This is a genomic window from Methylobacter sp. (assembly GCF_036845245.1).
GTDB lineage: Bacteria > Pseudomonadota > Gammaproteobacteria > Methylococcales > Methylomonadaceae > Methylobacter_A.
The window spans coordinates 76577-98054 of record NZ_DAIUEH010000009.1; the positions used below are offsets into that span (position 1 = coordinate 76577).

General features: G+C 49.3%; 16 protein-coding genes and 1 pseudogene. 8 read left to right on the top strand and 9 right to left on the bottom strand.

Going from position 1 to position 21478, the window contains the following annotated elements; translation table 11 throughout:
• Nucleotides 1-202: 202 nt before the first annotated feature.
• From V7051_RS06005 to V7051_RS06020, 4 genes are all read right to left on the bottom strand, one after another.
• The gene (locus tag V7051_RS06005) at nt 203-949 is read right to left on the bottom strand and encodes a hypothetical protein (protein ID WP_333874034.1); all 747 of its coding nucleotides are present in this window, start codon (nt 947-949) and stop codon (nt 203-205) included.
• Between the two features lie 55 nt (nt 950-1004).
• Nucleotides 1005-3167 carry a TonB-dependent receptor gene (locus V7051_RS06010; RefSeq protein WP_333874035.1) on the bottom strand — a complete coding sequence of 721 codons (2163 nt, stop codon included), beginning with the start codon at nt 3165-3167 and terminating at the stop codon, nt 1005-1007.
• 17 nt (nt 3168-3184) lie between these two features.
• Nucleotides 3185-5443 (bottom strand): cytochrome-c peroxidase, encoded by a 2259-nt coding sequence (locus V7051_RS06015; RefSeq protein ID WP_333874036.1) that lies wholly within the window; start codon nt 5441-5443, stop codon nt 3185-3187.
• Nucleotides 5444-5543: 100 nt separating this feature from the next.
• Nucleotides 5544-6521, bottom strand: coding sequence for a hypothetical protein (locus V7051_RS06020; RefSeq protein ID WP_334181126.1), 978 nt, complete (start codon nt 6519-6521; stop codon nt 5544-5546).
• 436 nt (nt 6522-6957) lie between these two features.
• Here V7051_RS06020 and V7051_RS24610 point away from each other — a divergent pair.
• Nucleotides 6958-7270 (top strand): annotated as a pseudogene (locus V7051_RS24610) (IS701 family transposase); the annotation flags it as partial.
• Between the two features lie 235 nt (nt 7271-7505).
• Here the strand turns inward: V7051_RS24610 and ald are convergent.
• Nucleotides 7506-8621 carry an alanine dehydrogenase gene (gene ald, locus V7051_RS06025; protein WP_333874038.1) on the bottom strand — a complete coding sequence of 372 codons (1116 nt, stop codon included), beginning with the start codon at nt 8619-8621 and terminating at the stop codon, nt 7506-7508.
• Between the two features lie 361 nt (nt 8622-8982).
• Here ald and V7051_RS06030 point away from each other — a divergent pair, with 361 nt between their 5' ends.
• Both V7051_RS06030 and cysI read left to right on the top strand, forming a co-directional pair.
• Nucleotides 8983-10761 (top strand): assimilatory sulfite reductase (NADPH) flavoprotein subunit, encoded by a 1779-nt coding sequence (locus V7051_RS06030; protein WP_333874039.1) that lies wholly within the window; start codon nt 8983-8985, stop codon nt 10759-10761.
• Nucleotides 10762-10777: 16 nt separating this feature from the next.
• A complete protein-coding gene (gene cysI, locus V7051_RS06035) occupies nt 10778-12487 on the top strand; it encodes an assimilatory sulfite reductase (NADPH) hemoprotein subunit (protein WP_333874040.1) in 1710 nt (569 codons plus the stop codon).
• Between the two features lie 22 nt (nt 12488-12509).
• On the opposite strand, the gene V7051_RS06040 is transcribed toward cysI, so the two are convergent.
• From V7051_RS06040 to V7051_RS06055, 4 genes are all read right to left on the bottom strand, one after another.
• Nucleotides 12510-14453: a diguanylate cyclase domain-containing protein gene (locus V7051_RS06040; RefSeq protein ID WP_333874041.1), complete on the bottom strand. Its 1944-nt coding sequence runs from the start codon at nt 14451-14453 to the stop codon at nt 12510-12512.
• Nucleotides 14422-14874 (bottom strand): nucleoside deaminase, encoded by a 453-nt coding sequence (locus V7051_RS06045; protein ID WP_333874042.1) that lies wholly within the window; start codon nt 14872-14874, stop codon nt 14422-14424. Before V7051_RS06045 ends, V7051_RS06040 begins: the two co-directional genes overlap by 32 nt.
• Before the next feature lie 144 nt (nt 14875-15018).
• Complete coding sequence (locus V7051_RS06050; RefSeq protein ID WP_333874043.1) at nt 15019-15795, bottom strand: class II glutamine amidotransferase; 777 nt, start codon at nt 15793-15795, stop codon at nt 15019-15021.
• A gap of 86 nt (nt 15796-15881) precedes the next feature.
• Nucleotides 15882-16760 (bottom strand): EAL domain-containing protein, encoded by an 879-nt coding sequence (locus tag V7051_RS06055; RefSeq protein WP_333874044.1) that lies wholly within the window; start codon nt 16758-16760, stop codon nt 15882-15884.
• Between the two features lie 749 nt (nt 16761-17509).
• Between V7051_RS06055 and V7051_RS06060 the strand changes: the two genes are divergently transcribed.
• The 5 genes from V7051_RS06060 to V7051_RS06080 all read left to right on the top strand — a co-directional run bounded on the left by V7051_RS06060 (nt 17510) and on the right by V7051_RS06080 (nt 21427).
• A complete protein-coding gene (locus V7051_RS06060; RefSeq protein WP_333874045.1) occupies nt 17510-18319 on the top strand; it encodes a sulfite exporter TauE/SafE family protein in 810 nt (269 codons plus the stop codon).
• Between the two features lie 41 nt (nt 18320-18360).
• Complete coding sequence (locus V7051_RS06065; protein ID WP_333874046.1) at nt 18361-18834, top strand: nuclear transport factor 2 family protein; 474 nt, start codon at nt 18361-18363, stop codon at nt 18832-18834.
• 129 nt (nt 18835-18963) lie between these two features.
• Nucleotides 18964-19320, top strand: coding sequence for a DUF4870 family protein (locus V7051_RS06070; RefSeq protein ID WP_333874047.1), 357 nt, complete (start codon nt 18964-18966; stop codon nt 19318-19320).
• 193 nt (nt 19321-19513) lie between these two features.
• Entirely contained in the window at nt 19514-20872 is a 1359-nt protein-coding gene (locus V7051_RS06075) for a L,D-transpeptidase family protein (protein ID WP_333874048.1), read from the top strand.
• 228 nt (nt 20873-21100) lie between these two features.
• Nucleotides 21101-21427, top strand: coding sequence for an EthD family reductase (locus tag V7051_RS06080; RefSeq protein WP_333874049.1), 327 nt, complete (start codon nt 21101-21103; stop codon nt 21425-21427).
• Nucleotides 21428-21478 lie beyond the last annotated feature (51 nt).

The following is a 21478-nucleotide window of genomic DNA, read 5'->3' on the forward strand; positions in this document are numbered from 1 at the left end:
GGGAGAAGCGTTATATATCGGCAAGTTTTTACCAACAAAGACGCGGCATAGGGGAATCCGGTCTGCCGTGATTTGACAGGCGTAGGTGACCGGAAATTGTCAATGTAGTTGTTCCTCGACGGTTAAAACTTACGCCGCTTTTTGGGTTTGAACAATCCCCTCTCTGGAGTCATCTTTTTTGCTTCGGCCTTATCAGGATGAACTAACACCCTGCCGAAGTTAGCCAAGTGGATAAATGACCTACATCCAGCAACTGATTATCCGGCCCTAAATAATAAACGTGGCTATCGGCGGAAGAAATGCCGAGATATGCATTCGTATTTGGGTAGTAACGATATAAATAAGGCGACGATGTTTGTGAAATAGCGCCTGCGGGAGCAAATAATTGTGCGTAGTAATTTTCCGCCCAATTTAAAAAACAGTCGGAACGAGAGATTTGGTTACTGGCAGTAATTGTTTGCGAGAGTATGCCATGCCCTCCCTCCATCGGAAATACCGGATTATGCCATGACAAGTGGTACATGCAAGTCTGTCCCATTAAGCCGCCCGCCGAGCAATCCATGTACGCCAATTGAGCAGGATCGGTTGCGCCAAGCGCGGGGTCCGTGGCATTAAAATTGATCGCGGCATAAACGTTGTTGTTTATCGGGGGGTTAGTACTGATTGCCGTTGTATTTAACTCATATACCTTGGAAGTGATGCCCCCTTTCCCATCGCTAACGGCACTCAGTTGATAATTGAGTGTTTCCACATTTCCCATCAGGACATCGTCCAATATTCCCCGTAGATTGCTTGTCTGTTGATTCGTGGCGTCATAATCGAATGATCCGATGAAGGTGGTGTCATCCAGGAAAGTAACCGAGACCTGATAATGGATAACATCCGCTCGTGCCGTGTGAATGTCGGCAACCGTGATGAACAATGCGGTAAGCAATACAACTGGTTTCATTTTAATATTCCTTGGTAAATTTATTTTGTGCTCGATCGAAAGCCTTAAATACTTCTTAATAAGTCAAGGTCATGCCCACATATACCGATCTTCCCAAGCCGGGAAGGTTATTAATATTGGGCCGGGATGAGACCAGCGTCATGGCGTTTTGATCGCCGATATAGACACCGGACAAAGGGTAGTAATATTGCTTGTCGAGGATATTATCCAGCCCAATATCGATGCCAAGGTTCTTCCATTGATATCCGGTCTTAGCGTTCAACAAAACATAGGCGGGCGTACGCAATTCATTTCTAATGGCTTGCACATCGTTCTTTCCATCTACAAATTGCATTTCAAACGTGTTCTTCCATCCTTTCCTTTCATGATCCAGGCTAAGTTTAAGGTTGAAAGGCATCATATGATAAAGGTTGCCTCCATCCATCCGCCGGCCATTGACATAACTCATAATGGAATGAGTAGAAAATTTTCCGGCTGTTTTGTCGGTAAATAAATCGGCCCTGCTCGTCACATCGATACCCCAAAGCCTCGCATCATGATTAGCCATTTGCAAGTAATAGAAACCATTTCTGGGTTGCCTGCAATTGTTGCACCGGTCGGCATCAATGAAATTTTCGACATAGCTAACATAAGGCGTCACCTTTAAGCCCCAGGCATCCGACTTGGGGTCATAAAAATCCGCGGTAAAGCTTATATTGTGCGCTGTTTCCGGCTTTAGATTCATATTGCCGACATAGCCGTTGCCGTCGCCGAACCAGCCAACCATGGTCATCTGCATCGGGCTTATACTCCATGGGTAAAGTTCATGGAGCGATGGCGCGCGGTTTTTACGGGCATAACCGAAATTATATTGACTCCATTGATTAGGCGTAAACTGCATTAATGCCGTAACATCAAAGGTATCGTAATTGCGTTGATGGTCTAAGGTGTTGAATGCAAGTGCTTGAAAATAATCGGAAGTCACATTATTGTAGGCCTGAACATTTCCCGTATCGGTCATGGTATGGTCATATCTAACCCCCAACATGCTTTTCCATTCAGCCGACCAATCCGACTCCCATTCGGCAAAGGTGCCGACACGGTCACGAGTCGCGTTGTTCAGGTTAAAGAACGTATTGGGTCCCATCATACTAGGCAATGGAGAAGTGGGGGGCCAAAAGTCGTTGATTAAACTGCTATGGAATTCGTTGCCGAAACGAAATATTTCCTGTTCGCCGAATGGCATCTCGGCTTGCAGCTTATAGCCGTGATTTCTACCGCGCGTTTCCATCGGCATCGGCTCCGGGGCACGTCTATCGGCCTCATAATCCATGGTATGGCTGGTATTCTCCAGGTAAAGTTTAGCGTCCAGATTCCCCCAATCGAATGCGCCTTTATAATGGACATTGCCGAAAATACTGTCGTTATTGATCAAGTCCATCCGTGCTGTTGGAAAGCCTTGATAAGGAATATGCTGTTGTCCGCCCTTGATCTCCAACAAGTGATTATCGAATTTGAACGACAGCGCGGCGGCGTGGTTTTGATTTTCATAAGCGCTGGAATGCACAACCTTGCCATTACCATCCTTGTAATTACGGCTTTGCGTATCCGAGCCTGTGTAGTCCAGCCTGACATGTTCGTTGGCAATCCCGGCCGCGATGCTGCCGCCGAACGCATCGCCATTACTGCGATAAAACGACGACATTTTGCCGCTAAGCAAAATGTCTTTGCCCGGCTCGGCAAATTCCGGCTTAGCCGATTCGACCGAAATCGTTCCGGCAATACTGTCCCCGCCCATGCTGACCGGTGTTACGCCCTGTAAAACCGTGATATTGCCGACGTTAGTACGGTCAATATAAGATAGCGCCGGATTCATATGATTGGGGCATATCGAATGCACAGTCATACCGTTAACATCGATTTTGATGCGGTTATCATTTAAGCCGTGAATGATCGGCAATGAGGATACCCCGCCACCGGCTTGAAAACTAAGTCCCGCGGTATCTTCTAATAATTTTGCGGTATCGGTGACTTGAGCCTGTTTTGCGGCAATTTCTTCAGTCGACATTTCATTTTTGACCGACATAGTCGAGGAAGGTGATTTTCCGACGATTATGATGTCCTCAAGAAAGGTAATGGTTTCGTCGAGCGCGCTCTTTTCGGTTTCATTGCCGGCATAAGCGCTTTGGCAAATCGCCAGTGCGAATAGGCTTAAGGTAAATAATGGGCTATTGTTCATAGGCTATATCTAATTATCTAGGGTGCCAAATAATTGGCAAATGGCTGCTGCGGAACTGCCGTACCGCTTGCACCGACTGCGGGAATCGCCAAAAACTCATCTCTGGCCTGGTTGGGATACGACTCGTAAGCCGTCACAAACACCTGATCGCCTTCATGCCCATGCGGAATAAAAATCTCGGGATGGTCGAAAGGGGCTTGCTCGTAACGCACTCGATCATCGGTCAATGTTTTTAGAAACGCGACCAGATCGGCACGGTTTTGCGCTGAGAATTGCAAATTGTGTAATTGAAAGACTCGAGTAATTTGTTTAGCGTCATTATTAAAATTACCGCCCCGAGTATAAAACTCTATTACTTGTTGCAAGGTCGCCATACTGCCGTTGTGCATATAAGGCCCCGTCAACTCGACGTTACGCAACGAAGGAATTTTGAAAGAGGCGTTCACCTCGGCGGTCATTTTAGTTGTATTGGGATTGTTCAGTTCGGTTAAAGCCGCTTCAGTAGTAGGAAGAAAAGCATTGCTTCCTGCCGGTAAATAGCAATTATCGGTAGCCTGCGGCTGAGGTTGAATACCGTCGCCGGGAGTAAATAAGCTGGTAGCCCGATAAAGCGGCTGGAAATTTAATGCAAATTCTTCCTGAAAATCGCAGGCGCGTACCGTGCTCACATCACTGTCAACGACTCTGATCGTATTGCCCGCTAAATATTGCAGATATTGCAAACTAAAAGATAAGGGATTGCCGAAGTCGTCGACACCGCCCAAGCCAATGTCGGAGGTTTCCTTGGCAACGCCGGTAGACGCGAAACCGGTATCGTAAAATGCGGTCAACGCTTGATTACCAACCAAGAGCGGAATGCGCTCGACGACATTGTTTGTCGTACTGATATAGAAAGTCGGTTGGCCGAAAACTTCCGGGTGAGACTGAGCCAAAGCGGCATTGGCATTGACCGAGGCAGAGCTGAAATTCGGCCCCAAATGACACAGGCCACACATATTGACTCTAAATTGCTCCAGTCCGTTCAATTCCGAAACCGTCAGGTCGATCGGTTGATTGTTCGAATCGCGCCGGCTGTTATCGAACGGCGCCTCATCGGAAATCAGCGTGCTTTCATAAAGCTGAATAGCCAAGCTGAAAAACATCGCGAAATTGGCTTCCATTTGGGTGTAGGGGCTATCTTCAATCGGACTACCGAATTCGCCTACCGGTGAATAGGACCAATATTTCGGGTCAAAAGCCTGTCTGACCAAATTGCCGTAAGTCGTATTAAGTCCGGAGTTTAAATTTCCCGGCCGGCTTAAACTTAAACGTCCCAACACGCTGTCGTTCCAATGGACTTTTTGGTTTTCCAGCGGACGGCGCGACAATAATTTCCTAGCTATATCTTTTAGCGTTCGGTTTTTGCAACTCATTTCAGTTGAATTTAATGGTGGGGCGGTCGCCAATGACGCCAGGGAGGAGTTGATCAAGTGCAACCGCTCCTTAATCAGTTGTTGGTCATTGATTTTTACCCAGACGCCAGCATCCGGGTCGCGCTCACCCCAAGGGCTGCTGCCGTTAAACACATTATTCGCACGGCCGTCCCAAAAACTGCGATGATTAAAAATCGCATTGATCACGCTGGGCGCATTCCGTGGTGTCACACGCCGAGTACCGATATTTCCGGCATGAAACAACACATCGGCGTCGCGTCGGCAATCGTCGACCATGCTGCCTGAACGGTTGACGCTTCTGAGCTCGCCCCCGAAAGTGCCCGACGATCCGACGACATTATTGCTATTGAAAACAATTTGGGAGAATTCCTGCAGAGGATTCTGTCTTCGATGCAACGGAAAATCGCTCAAGCTTAGAACATTGTTGGCTCCCAATAAGTCACCGAGAGAGGAAATAGCAAATTGCTGGTTGGCTACCGGAGTCGATTGACCGCCGGGAGCAACCTGATTTTTTATTCGGCGATCGGCGCCGGCATGAAAATGGCAGGAAGCGCAAGCCATGCCGTCGCTGCCGACATTGGTATCCCAAAACAGCGCCTTACCCAAGGAAATAGCGGCCGTTTTATTGACTACGATAGGCTGAGGACCATCCAGCAAGCCCGGTACTTCCGGTACTTGCATGGATTTCAAACTGATAGGCATAGGACCCAGCGCCAATTCTTCAGCGCCGCAATCTGTTAGCCAGGTCAATGATAAGAATAGAGCCAAAAGGCCATGGCGAGAAAATCGGTCCAACGGCATCATAAAACAAGCCAAATCGCGGAAAGGTAAAAACATCATCATTCATGCTGATCTTCGGTTATGGCAAACACCAAAATCCGAAGATACGTTGATTCGTAGCCATGCTAAACATGATCCGCATGCCAAGCATGGCTGACCAAGTCTAATTACATCCTGCCTGTGTCATCAAGGTAGCGGCATTTCCTTGATCTTGCATTTTAGCGTCTGGTCCCATGTAATAGAGATGGTTATCGGCAGAAGATATACCTATATATGAATTGGTTTGCGGATAGCTGCGATAGTAGTAAGTTGTCGCAGATTCGGATGGGGTGCCGGTCGCAGGCAATAAACTCGGATATGCTTGTTCATTTGCGTTAAACAAACAATCAGCGGGCGATACCGGCATGGCAGAAACCTTAACGTCTATAGGCGTGCCGCTGGTTGCGCTGGTGTTGGTGCCGCCTAAAAAGATCGTGTAATAACCCGGCGCCAAACCAACCAGCGTCAAATTGGAATAGTTCATGTTACCTACGGTGGCAGTACTGCCGAAAACACCGTTTTCATACAGATTGTCGATACTAACGTCGTGAGCGCCTGGAGATATCACACCACTATAAGCATTGATATATTCATTCGCTGAACCGTTGACATAACCCAGTGTTTCGACGATACCGTTGGCGGTTGTATTGCCCGCCAACGAATTGGTAACCGAGTCATCGGTCGCCCAGACTATTCCGGCCGCTCCGGCTTGGCCAACTTGGTTGAAGCTATGAATCGCGCCGTTATTTCCTGTCGTTGTGCCGGTGCCGTTACCGGTAAAACTGCCGTCTGTTCTGTAAACGGTAAACCCCGGCGCATTAGTTATTGCCGAGGTTAAGGTAACGACCACAGTAGACTGGCTGGTCACATTGAAACTAAGCCATGTTCCCTGCATACCCCAAGCGTTGTTTGTTAACGCCGGATTGCTGGTGTAGCTGTTTTTATTAGCGTTTGCCGCAATGGCTTGAATGGTTGTGCCGGGTTCGAGGATATTATCCTCGTTAACCCACTTATTAGTCGCTGCGGAAGCGGCCATCGTAGCCGTTAAAGCGGCCGCCGTTAACGTGGTTTTTAAAATAGGTTGAATAACATTATGCATCACATAGATCTCCAAATAATTACAGGTTGACGAGCATTATTTCAAAAAGGGTCATTCGTTCATGTTCGTCCTCGGCAGTTTCAGAGGAAAACCAAATTATCCGTATCTACAATTGTAAAGTTATAGCGCTCGGTCCTTTGGGCTTTATTCCTTTTAAACGAAGTTCCATAAATCTAATTCGCACACAATAAATGTGCCAATTAATGAAAAGCCCGGCCGGCCAGGTCTCGGCAAGCTTTTTTAGCTACCGAACCAATAAAACTGTGTCATATCACGCATTTCAACAATAAAAGTAAGTCAAATGCCGCAGTATTTTTTCAACAATAAAGCCAAATGTAATCGCTCAGACCCGACATGCCACAGCCAAGCCACTTGGAAGCAGTATGGGAAAATCACGAAGTAATGGACGATATTGGCAACCGGTCAAGAAATGTAACGCTGGCATTTCAATCATTGCGGTGGGCGTTCGGTAAGGAGAATCAACTTGTTGAATGCCCTGTATTACAGCGGTGGTGTATCGCTTCCGGTCGCATTTAAGTTGCGGCGAAAACACGATAGGTGAAGCGGGCCAGTGACGTCATCAAAAGCGGATTGATACTTATAGGGCACAAATTCGGAGTATGGTGAATAACGCCTTGAAATTTCATTATGTGATAATAAATGGCTGGATCGATTCCATGGAAAACGTCGAGTTCATTGCGAAAAAGAAAAAGCACTTTATTGCCGCGCTCAAAGACAACCGTTTGGCCGCTTAAGCGCAGCCGATGCCGAAAATACCGATAATTACAAAGACAAGCCATGAGGGCATTCGGATTCTCCTTTCGAATAAGATCGACAAAAATTCCTGATACCGTCCGACATAAGCCATACAACAATGTTTGTCCAATAGTCAGCATTGGCTGCCGGGCTGAAATAAAACCTTGGACACTATTGCATAAGCCGGTTCCCGGTAGAGGCGACTCAAGCTTCTACCGGGAACTGTCGTTCTTAAGAATTAGCCAATGCCAGCAACGGATCGATATGTTTTAGGCCGAACGCTTCCGCCACGGCGGGGTAGGTCACATCTCCACGATAGGTGTTGAGTCCGTATTGCAAAGCGGTATCTTTACGTACAGCATCCAAACCTTCGTTTGCCAGGCGCAAGGCGTAGCCGGCCGTTTGGTTGTTCAGCGCAAAGGTGCTGGTGCGCGGTACAGCGCCAGGCATATTGGCGACGCAATAATGCACCACGCCGTCAACTTCATAAGTCGGGTTGCTATGGGTTGTGGGGCGCGTGGTTTCGACGCAGCCGCCCTGGTCGACGGCTACGTCGACGATCACCGAGCCTTTACGCATGGTCGGGAGCATATTTTTGGTGATCAGCCAGGGCGCTCGTCCGCCATGGATTAAAATCGCGCCGATGACCATGTCGGCGGTATCGAGCACTTCTTCGATAGTCGATTCATTGCTGATGCGAGTTTGTAATTGCCCCCGGTAAATGTCGTCCAAATATTTCAATCGGGTATGGCTGATATCCAGCACCGTGACTTGCGCGCCCAGGCCGACAGCGACCCGCGCGGCGTTGGTACCGACGATGCCGCCGCCCAGAATGACGACATTGGCCGGAGCGACGCCCGGCACGCCGCCGATCAATACGCCGCGGCCGCCATGCGATTTTTGCAGATAGGTTGCGCCTGCCTGAGTCGCCATGCGTCCGGCCACTTCGCTCATCGGTATCAATAAAGGCAAGCTGCCGTCTTCGGTTTGCACGGTCTCGTAAGCGATGCCGGTGGTTCCGCTGGCCAGCAGGGCGTCGGTCAACGGTTTATCCGATGCCAGATGCAGATAGGTAAACAGCAATAAATCCTGACGCAGATACTGATATTCCGCTGCAATCGGTTCTTTGACTTTGACCACCATGTCTGCCGCCCACACATCTTCCGCATAAGGGACGATTTGGGCGCCGGCAGACTGATATTCTTCGTCCGAAAGCGAGCTGCCTTCGCCGGCGCCGCTTTGCACCAGCACCTGATGACCCCGGCGCGTTAACGCTTTGACTGAGCCCGGTGTCAGACCGACTCGATTTTCGTTGTCCTTAATCTCTTTAGGTAATCCGATTAGCATGGCTTGACTCCTGATTAATGAAATGTAATACGCGTTAATAAAAGTCTTACAGGTCGAGTTTAGCGCCCGCAATACCAAGAGCGTAGCACAATTCGGCGCGCCTTTTTTAACTGCGATTGTCCCTTTTAAGAAATACACAATAAACAGATGATGTGATACTTGTTTCAGTAAAAATGACCTGTGTCTTGATAAAGCCGAACTAAGGCTGTCGAGGATAATTGAAAGCCGGTACTTTTGAGGGCTCATCTGCAAATCTACGTATTGACCGGTATTGCCGGTCCGGTTGGCTTAGAGTAATCTGACAAGAAAAGTTGCAAACTATCGCGTTACGCTTCATTCATTTAAGAATCAGGGTATTTATATGCAGATATTATTACCTGAACGCAGCCAGACGCCATTAAGCGGCGATCAACATCATATTCTCCAGCAATTTATTGCCGCCTTATCGCCGGAACAAGCCGCATGGATCGGAGGATATCTGACCGGGCTGGTTACCAAGGATTTAACCGCCGTTCCCAGCGCTGACGATATTGCCGAGATTACTATCCTGGTCGGTTCACAAACCGGTAACAGTGAAGTGCTGGCCGAACAAATGCACCGCTTGGCCGCCGGCCGCGGATTAAAAACGGTCATAAAGAAGATGGGCGATTACAAGCTCCTGCAATTGAAGGCCGAGAAAAACCTGCTGGTCATCATCAGCACTTACGGTGAAGGCGAACCTCCCGACAATGCCAGGGAACTGGTCGAGCATTTATTCAGCAAGCGCGCTCCATCGCTCACGCAAATACAGTTCGCGGTGCTTGGCTTGGGCGATTCGAGCTATGAGTTTTTCTGTAAAACCGGCGTTGATTTCGATCGCCGTTTGGAAGAGCTTGGGGCGACGCGGATTCATCCCAGGGTCGATTGCGACGTGGACTATGAATCAAAAGCCGAAGCCTGGATGGATGCGGTATTAAATGAACTGTCGGTACGCCTGGAGATAAAGCTTCAAACGGCCGTGCTGACTTCGCCGCCCGTTGCAGGCGCATCCGCCTATTCCCGCAAGAACCCGTTTCCTGCACTTTTACTGGAAAATATCAGACTGAATGGGCGAGGCTCAATCAAGGAAACCCATCATCTTGAATTGTCGTTGGACGGTTCCGGCCTGACTTACGAGCCGGGCGATGCGCTCGGTGTTTATCCGAGCAATGCGCCTGACGTGATCAATGCGTTGTTACAGGCACTGCACTTTGACGGTACCGAACCGGTTACGTTTGACGATAAGGATTTTTTTCTTTACGACGCGCTGTTCAGTTATTTTGAGGCGACTATCATTACCCGGCCGATGATGCAGAAGTATGCCTTGTTGGCGAGTAATCGAAAGTTGGATCAGTTGCAAAAAGACAAGCACAAGCTGAAAGATTATCTGCATGGCCGTGAAATTATTGACTTGGTAGAGGATTTTCCAGCAGGGAATCTATCGCCGCAAGCGTTTATCGACTGCCTGCGCAGACTGCCGCCCCGTTTATATTCGATTGCCTCCAGCCTGAAGCAGCATCCCGACGAAGTACATATCACCGTGGCGGTCGTGCGCTACCAGTCGCATGGACGGTATCGTCAGGGCGTCGGTTCGACATTTCTGGCCGAGCGCATAGACGAGGACACGATCATCCCTGTTTATATCGATAGCAACAATAATTTCAAATTGCCGGTGGACCCTTCCACGTCGATCATTATGATCGGTCCCGGTACCGGTATTGCGCCTTTCCGCGCTTTTGTCGAAGAGCGTGAAGCTATAGGCGCGACCGGTAAAAACTGGTTGTTTTTCGGCGATCAACATTTCGAGACCGATTTTCTGTATCAGGCCGAATGGCTGCGTTACCTGAAAAACGGCGTGCTGACCCGGATGAATGTGGCTTTCTCCCGCGATCAAGAACAAAAAATCTACGTTCAGCACCTGATGGCCGAACACGGCAAGGAATTGTATATGTGGTTACAGGACGGCGCGCACCTTTACGTCTGCGGCGATGAGAAACGGATGGCGCATGACGTACATACGGCGTTGATAAAAATTGTGGCGGCTGAAATCGGGACGGACAACGCGGAAGACTATGTCGTGAATTTGCAAAAGGCAAAACGTTATCAGCGGGATGTGTATTAAATGTGAGGGTTAAACGATGATCGAACTAACTCCGGAAGAATTGTCGAAACGGGCTGAAGTCGAGCGAGTCAAGGACGCGAGCCATTATCTGCGCGGCACGCTGGTCAAAAGCCTGCAAGACCCGCTGACCGGCGCGCTGGCTGACGACGACACCCAGTTGTGTAAATATCACGGTATTTACCAGCAGGACGACCGCGACTTGAGGGAAGAACGCCGCAGGCAAAAACTGGAACCTCGCTACCAGTTTATGGTCCGCATCCGCGCACCCGGTGGCGTATGCACACCGACGCAATGGCTGGAAGTGGACCGTATCGCGAACACCTGGTGCAATAAGACCATTCGGCTAACAACGCGGCAGGCTTACCAGTTGCATGGCGTCGTCAAGCGCGACCTGAAACAGACCATTGCCGAGATTAACGCCGCGCTACTGGATACCATTGCCGCCTGCGGAGACGTGAACCGCAACGTCATGTGCAATCCAAACCCGCATCAATCGCGGCTGCATCAAGAGGTTTACGAGTATGCCCGCCGCATCAGCGAACACCTGACTCCCCAAACCACTGCTTACCATGAAATCTGGCTGGATCAGGAACTGCTGTCCTCAAGTCGGCAGGACGAAGAGCCGATCTACGGTAAACACTACTTGCCGCGCAAATTCAAAATAGCGGTCGCGATTCCGCCCAGCAACGATGTCGATTTATTTGCCAACGATCTCGGCTTTATCGCGATCGCCGAGGATGACCGTCTGCTCGGCTTTAACGTCAGCGTCGGCGGCGGATTGAGCATGACACACGGTGATATCGAAACCTACCCGCGCTTGGCCGACGTGATCGGTTATTGTTCCAAAAGCAAGACGCTGCAAGTCGCTGAGGAAATCGTCAAGATTCAGCGCGACGTTGGCGATAGAACCCATCGCAAACATGCGCGTTTTAAATACACTATCGAAGACCGGGGCGTCGACTGGCTCAAATTCGAACTGAACCGGCGCTTGGGCTGGGATATGGAGCCGCCCCGGCCTTTTGTATTCGAACATTCCGGCGACCGCTACGGCTGGGTTGAAGGCGCTAACGATACTTGGCATTACACGGTGTTTATCCAGAACGGGCGCATACTTGACACCGAAGATTACCCGATGATGACCGGACTACGCGAAATCGCCAAAGTGCATGACGGCGACTTCAGGCTCACCGCGAACCAGAATTTGATGATCGGCCAAGTCAGCAGCAAACGGAAACCGGTCATTGACGCGCTGCTAACGGAATACCGGCTGGCTGACGTCAATCAGCAGACCGGGCTGCGCCTGAATTCAATGGCTTGCGTGGCTTTTCCGACCTGCGGTTTGGCGATGGCTGAAAGCGAGCGCTACTTTCCGTCGCTGCTCGATAAGCTTGAGCTGGTCATCAAGCAAGCCGGACTTGAACACGATCCGATCCTGATCCGCATGACCGGCTGCCCGAACGGCTGTGCACGTTCAGTGCTGGGGGAAATCGGCTTTATCGGCAAAGCGCCGGGCAAGTACAACCTGTATCTGGGCGCAGGTTTTTACGGCCAACGCCTGAATAAGCTGTACCGCGAGAATATCAATGAGGAACAGGTTCTTGCCGAGCTTACTCCTATCCTTCAACGCTATGCCCTTGAGCGGGAAGCGGGAGAGCGATTCGGCGACTTTGTGATCAAGGCCGGTTATGTCAAAGAGGTAGCGGCGGGTAAGGATTTTCATTTGTGACTGTTTGTTTTTCATGGATAAATCATTTATCCGAACGATGCGCCTGTTTGGCCTGATACATGTCTTGATCGGCTTGATGAATCAACTCATTAATTTCCGTCGCGTCGTCGGGATAAAGACTGATGCCGATGCTGGCGCTGATAGTGACAACCTGATCCTTAACCGCACAAGGTTGGCCAATCAAATCCTGCAATTTATTGGCAACCATTAGCGCGTTTTCAAGCGAGCTTATGTCGTGCAGAATGACCAAAAACTCGTCACCGGCCAACCTACCGGCATAGTCGCACTCGCGGATAGCCTGCGGCAGACGTTTTGCAACGGTCAGCAGAATTATATCGCCGGACTCGTGTCCCAGCTTGTCGTTAATCGCTTTAAAACCGTTTAAGTCGAGAAACAGGATGGCCAGTTTGGTTTTTTGCCGCGCCGCAGTCGCCAGAGATTGTTTCAGTAAATCCAGAATCAACGCCCGGTTCGGTAGCGAAGTCAGGTTGTCGTAATGCGCGGCTTGCTCAAGTTTTTGTTCCAGACGCTTTTGTTCGGTGATGTCGCGCGCCATGCAAATGATGAAACTCGATTGATCGTGCTGGTCCTTAAAAGGCGCATTCAGCCATTCGCACAGGATTTCACTGCCGTCTTCTCTGAGATTGGTATTCTCGGCATGGAAAATGGCGTGCTCTTTATGCACGGTTGCCAGGACTTTTTCCACTCCCGTGCGTTTCGCAGGCGGGATTATGGTCGAGATATTTTTCCCCAGCATATCTTCAGCGCGCCAGAGAAAGGTTTTTTCGGCTTGAGCGTTCCAGCCTTGAATCCGGTTTTGATCGTCCAGCACGATCAAGCTCAGCGGCGCATAATCGAACATGGTTTTGAGCCGGGCTTCATTGATACGTGCCTTCCGATAGAAGCGGAACAAAATCACCGATAGCACGCTTAACAGCAATAAGCCTGCCGCTGCGTAATAAAGCGTGGTTTTGAGCTTTTTGAGGTCGATTGCCGAGTTCGGAAAATACAGCATCGGCTCGACATCGAAATGCTCAGGCAACAAGCCAAGCTGATGGTAGGTTTGGGCGATATGCTGCCAGCGGCCGATATTCATATAACCGGGATCGATCAGTTCCGGCTGCATCAGGTCATGCATTGCATTGGCTTCAAACTGCAAATGCTCAATGCTGTGGCGCTGCGAATAGCGATCGTAGATCAGCTGCACGATTTCGTCTGGATTTTGCATCGCATAGCGCCAACCGCGCAACGTTGCTTCCCGGAATGCTTTGACGCGTTGCGGGCGTTCATCCAGCTCGCTTTCCAGCGTAAAAAAGTTGTCGCCGTAAAAATCGATACCGCTCATTCGCGGGCTGAATTGAGTGTAAGTTCGTCCCTGCTGCTGGAGCAGATACAGCTCGTCGGTTACGTACACCGACATTGCATCGGTTTTAGCCGACAGCAAATCGTTCAAATCCAGGCTATGATGCTGTAAGTTGAACGCTTTAGAGGTAAAGCCTTCCTGAAGCAGGTAGGCAAATAACTCCGCCGAACTCGGCTCGATCATCACCTTGCGGCCGATCAATTTGTGGATATTGTCGATTCCCGAATCGGACAAGGCAATCAGGCTCAGCGGCGAATGCTGAAAAATTACGCCCAACACGACCACTGCATCGCCGCGATAGCGGTTCAGAATTAGTTCGCTGGTGCCGACGCCAAACTGGGCGCGACCGGCAATCACCTCTTGGGCGGGATCGATGCCGGGAGCCGCTTCAACGATATTGACGTCGAGTCCTGCGTCCCGGTAAAAGCCTTTTTCCTTGGCGGCATAGTAACCGGCGAATTGAAATTGATGTCTCCATTTCAATTGCAGGGTGACGGGGTCCGGCTCGGCCGACCGCGCCGGGGTAAGGTTAAACAGCAGCCAGGTTATCGAAAGGATTCGAATCAGCTGTTTAAGCACAATCGCACTCGCCGATATCTTCAAACCAGATCTGCGGCGATTGCTCGATAAAACGCTGCATCAGCGCGATGCAATCGGCATCGTTCATTTCAACGATAGTCACCCCGGCATCTTTGAGCCAATCCAGGTGGCCTTCGAAGTTGACCGATTCGCCGACCACCACGGTGCCGATATTGAATTGCCGGATCAGGCCCGAGCAATACCAGCAGGGTGCCAGTGTGGTTACCAAAATCTTGTCGCGGTAATTGGTTTGGCGACCGGCTTGACGAAAGGCATCGGTTTCGCCGTGGACGGACGGATCGTTGTCCTGCACCCGACGATTGCGGCCGCGTCCGAGCAGGTTGCCGTCAGCGTCGAACAGTGCGGCACCGACAGGTACGCCGCCTTCATCAAAACCGGTTTGCGCTTCGGCAAATGCCTCGGCCAGCATGTTTGAATAATTCATAAAGAGTTCTCCAGAGTAGACATATCATTGCAACCTTACAAAAGTAAGGAATTTTACTACCAAAAGTAAAATTGTTGCGTGTCATATGCCTGCACGGTGATGAATTTAAGCAAGCGGCATTGGTCAAACAATGCTTGAAACAGTCTACGCGTAAGTTATGTATTCGCCGTTATGAAACACCCGGTAACAGCCGGGTTCCATTTTATGCCACTGTTCATTGCCGGTTAGCGGCAATGTGGCGATCACGGTAACGACATCATTGGGCGTGGTTTCCTGATGGAAATCGATGGTGACATCCTCATCGAGCAACCGGGCTTGTCCGAATGGCGCGCGCCGGGTAATCCAGTGCAAGGTGCTGCTGCAAAAGCAGAACAAATAGTTGCCATCGGACAGCAGGATATTGACGATGCCGAAATGCTGTAATTGCAGACACAGTTCGCCCAGATAGCTGAATATGGTTTGCATGTCGGCGGGTTTGTCGGGATATTTCCGGTCCAGTTCGTTGAGCAGCCAGCAAAACGCGGTTTCGCTGTCGGTATCGCCGACGGGTAGATGTTTGCCGGGTTGCTGCAAGGCCTGATAGTCGCTTAATTGGCCGTTATGGGCGAAAGTCCAAAAACTGCCCCATTGTTCGCGGGTGAAGGGATGGGTGTTTTTTAACGCAACGGGGCCTCGATTAGCCTGCCGGATGTGGCCGATAACGGCGCGGCTTTTAATCGGGCAGGCTTGAACCAGTTTGGCAATGGGTGAGTCGCAGCAGGGCGCGGGGTCTTTAATGGTGCGGCAACCCTGGTCTTCGTAAAAGGTAATGCCCCAGCCGTCCCGATGCGGCCCGGTGCGTCCGCCACGTTGCATCAGGCCGGTAAAACTGAAGCAAATATCGGTCGGGACATTCGCACTCATACCCAATAATTCACACATCGAATTTCCTCACAATGTCATGCCGGCTGTTGCCGTTCAGCAGCCGAAAACATGAAGATAGTTTCATCGTTCCAGCAAGCTAAGGGCTAGTTATTGGCGCTAATCCTGACTTCGGGTATTGCCGCTAAAAATACCGGGGCCGAGGACCGTTCATAATAACTGCCTTGCACCAGGTCAAAACCGGTATTGAGAACTAGCGACTCGGATTCTTTTTGATCGACTTGCTGCAAGATACTTTGCCCGCCCGCTGAAGCTATCAGCGTTCTTAACTTCTGTAATTTTTCAAATAGGGTGTTGTCTCGTACTTGGTCAAGATAGCGCGCCGATAAACTGACGTAATTCGGAGACAGCTTGGTAATCAGGTCGAGCGATTGACTCTCCTGCGCGACGTAATCGAACTTAAGCGCTATTTGATAACCCCGATGCCGGTAATTATCAAGGCCGGTAACCAGTTCCTGATAATGCCGGGCATAGTGGCTGTTTACCGCCATAATGATGACGACATTTTTAGTTTCCAGGCCGCACTGTTCGATCACTTCTTCAAAATAGGCGCCATGATCCTTTTTAACACCCAGTATATGCCGCGGATCGACTTCCAGGAACAACGCACCCTGCAAATGGGTTATAGGCAGGTAATTGAGCATGTGGACGGTGCGGGATAAGCGATCGAAATTGATGATGGATTCAAAATCGCCGGCCTGGTGCGGATGATTACTCAGCAGATTTTCAATTTCGTCCGAATACAGGTACTGGACGTCATGGGTGGAAACTTTAAGCTTCGCGGCATGGCCTACGATTTCGGCGGGTTTTAACGCTTTTCGAATAGGCGAAAAAACACTGCCTATTTTGATTTGACCGAATAGGGCGCTGATTGTGCCATCTTCAACAAGAAAGGGACGGAAGCTTGAACGGTGCTCTTGCCCGAAGCGGTCATTGAAATACTCAACTAAATTTTGTAACGGCATAAATTTATTCCTCAAGTCTGATAAAAGCGGTATTTGCCAGTGGATTTCCCGCTTCAGGTTGCATTGGCTGTATGGAAAGTCTTAAAAAATCAGTACCTTGTCCGGATTAAAAAAGGCGGGTCGAAACCCGCCTAAAAAACAATCCTTGTCATAGAGGAGGTACAGATAAAAAAATAACGTCAGACACACGTTATAAACAACGCCGTACTGTTTATTTACGGCATTGCTTGCGGTTGGATATAGCTTAGGAGGATATTTTATTTTAATAAAACGATATTATTCGATGTGTGTATCTAATAAAGCGATAAATGAGCTCTGTTTTTGTAACAAAGCCTTTTAAAATATTTTTTCGCGCCGACTCTAATACAGAGCAAGCAGTGCGCGGCAATTGGTCGCATTTTCAAGGCTGAGTTTAATTATTAGAATGCAAGCAACTCTTGTATGCGCTCCCTCTCCTTAAGGAATTAGAGTTTAGCTATTTTTCCTCCTCTGTGCGGTCAGCATTTTGACCGCATCTTTTTAGCTTACCGACGGAATTATCAAACTGATGCGCTATCAATGCTCAGACGCATCGTTTTCCATGAAGCTAATCGCAGCGATTTGCTCTTACTCAACACCAAGTTAAAGCTCAGAGATTTGATATGTGCTTCATTATCAAATGCACGCAGAACAACAACTGTTAAAAAATAGCGCTACTCGGCTGTTATAATGCTCGGTTTTTTAGATGCATTAAAACAAGGGCTAGTTTTATGAATTGGGCATATGCTTTTTCCGGTCTTTCTGTAGGACTGTTGGTAGGTTTGACTGGTGTGGGCGGCGGTTCGCTGATGACGCCGTTGTTGGTTTTTCTGTTCGGATTCAAACCTGCGGTTGCGGTGGGTACGGACCTTTTGTTTGCGGCCATCACTAAAACCGGCGGCGTATGGGTCCATCACAATAAACATAGCTCGGTAGACTGGAAAATCGTCGGCTGGTTGGCGCTGGGCAGCATACCTTTTGCATTGGCTACCTTATTTGTGCTTAAACATCTCATGGAAGTCGGCAAGGAAACCACCGGAGCGATCACTTTTACACTGGGCGTTGCGCTGCTGCTGACTGCTTTTTCGCTGATAGTGCGTAGTGTGTTACTAAGACGGTCGGCAAAGCTTAAACCTATCGACGATGATCATAGCACTCCCGAGAATGCCGGACGTTTCAGGCACTTGCAAATACCTGCGACTATACTTATCGGCGCTGTGCTGGGCATATTGGTGACATTGTCGTCTGTGGGCGCCGGAGCGTTGGGTACTGTTGCGCTGTTATTTCTCTATCCCCGAATGACCACGCTGAAAATTGTCGGCACTGATTTGGCTCATGCCATTCCGCTGACCGCAGTTGCCGGGCTGGGTCATCTTAGTCTGGGTAATGTGGATCTGGTTTTGTTGGGCAGTCTGCTGATCGGTTCTTTGCCCGGCATCTGGATCGGCAGCCACCTGAGTGCAAAAATTCCTGAAAGATTTTTACGGCCGATTTTAGCTTTTGTTTTAATGTTAATCGGGCTTAAATTCGTACTGCAATAAAATCTATTTTGCGCACTTCCGACAATAAAGAGGATCTGGACATGACTGAAAATATCCGCCCACCACTGCCGCCATTCACTGCCGAAACGGCCGCGCAAAAAGTCCGTGCCGCCGAGAATGCATGGAATACGCATGACCCGGAAAAAATAGCCTTAGCTTATACCGTTGATAGCCAATGGCGTAACCGTGCTGAATTCTTTACCGGCCGCGAACAGATTGTTCAATTCCTCCAGCAAAAATGGGCCAAGGAATTGGAATACCGCCTGATAAAAGAGCTATGGGCTTTCCATGATGCCCGTATTGCGGTGCGGTTTGCTTATGAATGGCATGATGCCTCAGGCAACTGGTTTCGTTCTTACGGTAATGAAAATTGGGAGTTTGACCAAAACGGCCTAATGAAGCGCCGCATAGCCAGCATCAACGACTTGCCGATTAACGAAGCTGAGCGCAAATTTCATTGGCCGCTGGGGCCGAGGCCCGATAACCATCCGGGGTTGTCCGAACTTGGACTTTGAGTTTATTCAAATCATAAATTGAGTTTGGCGCCGGTTGATTTATCTTTATAAAAGCCTTATATCTCAAAAAGAGATACAGCACATTTTGTGCTGTGGTCATAACAAGAAAAATCAACAGGAAGGTGGGTTATGAATGAAAGTTCGACAGATCAAACTAATACTGAAAGATTACATTCATTAAAGTGGTTGGCAACGGCCGTGTATCTGTGTCAGGTACTGGCCTTTGCATTGGCCGGGTTGCCGTTGCTGGTGGGCGTGGCGATTAACTTTTTTAGGAAGGACGAAGTGAAGGGAACCTTTCTGGAATCGCATTTTGACTGGCAGATCAAGACCGCGTGGATAGCTCTGGCCGGTTTTGCGTTGTCCGGATTGACTTTTGAACTGGGTATCGGGCTTTATATCCTGATCGCAACTGTAATGCTGATAGTATACAGGGTTGTAATCGGATGGAATGCGTTGAACTCGGACCGGCCGGTTAACGACTGATCCGCTGCGTCATCAATACGGAGAACTAACCGGTTCGGTCTGACGCTAGTCCTGTGTCAGCAGGGCGAAAATAATAGGGCTTCAAGGCGGTGTTTTTAAAGCCGAATTTAATCATAACCTAATGTTTTTTTAGGTCTATCTTAATCTCTGCTCGGATATACTTGGTGTTTGTAACTTTACTCGCGCTACCTATATGACCAGCCAAGAAACCTTTAGAATTGACCTGTTCAAAATTAAAAAGTCAGCCTTGTCGCTCAGTTTGGCGTTTGGATTAATGTTGCTGAGCGGCTGTCAGACGCTGTCGACGCTTTTCACTGAAGAACAACAAACGGTTACCATCGAACTCCCGGAACCGAAACCGGAAACCATAGTGACCCACGAGTTCGAACTGCCTGATGGTGAGAATATGGTCGGCACGCTTGCCGCAATCGACACCCAGGAAAATGATGCTCTGCCGGATATTGCCCGCCATTTCGGCCTTGGCTATAACGACATCAGCATTGCCAATTCCGCGGTCTCTCCTTGGACGCCCAAACCGGGCAGTCGCGTTCTATTGCCTTTGCAATTCATACTGCCCGATTCGCCGCATAAAGGTATAACACTGAATCTGGCGAATATGCGGCTGTTTTACTATCCCAAAAAACAGCCGGAAAAAGTTTACACCTATCCGGTCGGCATTGGCCGTCAGGGATGGAATACGCCGATGGGACAGACCAGCATCGTTGCCAAAGATGCGAATCCAAGCTGGACTGTTCCCGAGTCCATTCATCGCGAACATGCCGAAAAAGGCGATTCATTGCCCAAGGTTGTCGGCGCGGGGCCTGATAACCCGCTGGGACTTTATGCGATGCGTTTGGGGTTTCCCGGTTATTTGATTCACGGCACTAACAAACCCTACGGTATCGGTATGCAGATCAGCCATGGCTGTGTGCAGCTTTACCCGGAGGACATCGAAGTGCTGTTCAAAAAAGCCACGGTCGGCATGCCGGTGCGCATCCTTCATCAACCTTATCTGACTGCGTGGCATCAGGACATGTTATATCTTGAAGCGCATGAACCGTTACCGAAATGGGCCAAGGACAAAGCCAATCTACGAAAGCAGGTAGTGAAGCAATTACATGAAATCAGCGCCAAAAAAGACGTAGCCGTCGATTGGGAAAAAGTCGAACGCATACTCCAGCGTTCAGACGGCATTCCCACGCCGATACTTATGCACAGCGCCGATGTCCCGGAAATAACGGCAAATGCCGTGCAGCTGAAGCATCCGGAGCAGTTCTACGACCAACCTGTTGCCGGGGAGTTAAAAGAGAGCGACTGGTCCATTTTGGTGGCCAGCTTTAATGATGAAACCAAGGCGCAGCAATTGGCAACGATGCTTAATCATCAGGGACCGATCATACCGGCCCGTAAAGTCTCAAAAAACGATGCCTATCAGGTTATCGCCGGGCCTTTTAAGAGCAAAACGGAAATGAGAGCAGCGGTAAAACGTATCAAAATGGATTTTGAGATCAATGGTGAACCGTTAACGCCACGAGTAACTTCAGTAAACTAAGCTGGATTGATATCTTTGAGCCGACACAGGGTAAGCATTACTTGTCCTGAAAGGCTTTATCATTATTGCAGTGGGGGCGAAGCGGAATGTTTCGCCCTCGACGCCTGCGCCGCAGATACAACTTTCATATAGGTAAAGACTATCGTTTCATAGTAAGTCAGTATTATACAAAGCTATAGTATTGCTTATAAGATAAGGTCTCCATTAACAAGACCATATGAGAAAGCTATGAAAACTGCAAAACTGATTGTCATGTATCCACACCCGACCAATCTTGATACGTTCGAGCAACGCTATGCGGATGAGCATGTGCCGATGGCTGTAGAAAAGCTGGCAGGAAAGACCCGCTTTGTTGCGTCCCTGATAACGGGCAGCGCCGGCAATGATCCCACGCCTTTTCATCGCATTGCGGAAGTTTATTTTCCGTCCATGGAAGCATTGGAAGCGTGTTTGAATTCACCGGGAGGACAAGAAACGGCGGGACATGCGGTTGAAATTTCAACCGGAGGCGCGCCGGTATTTTTAATCGCGGAAGTTGAAAGCTTTGATTTTTAAGCACTGATAAACAGGGTGAATCGTCAAATCTGTGCTCAAGGCCAGGCCGTG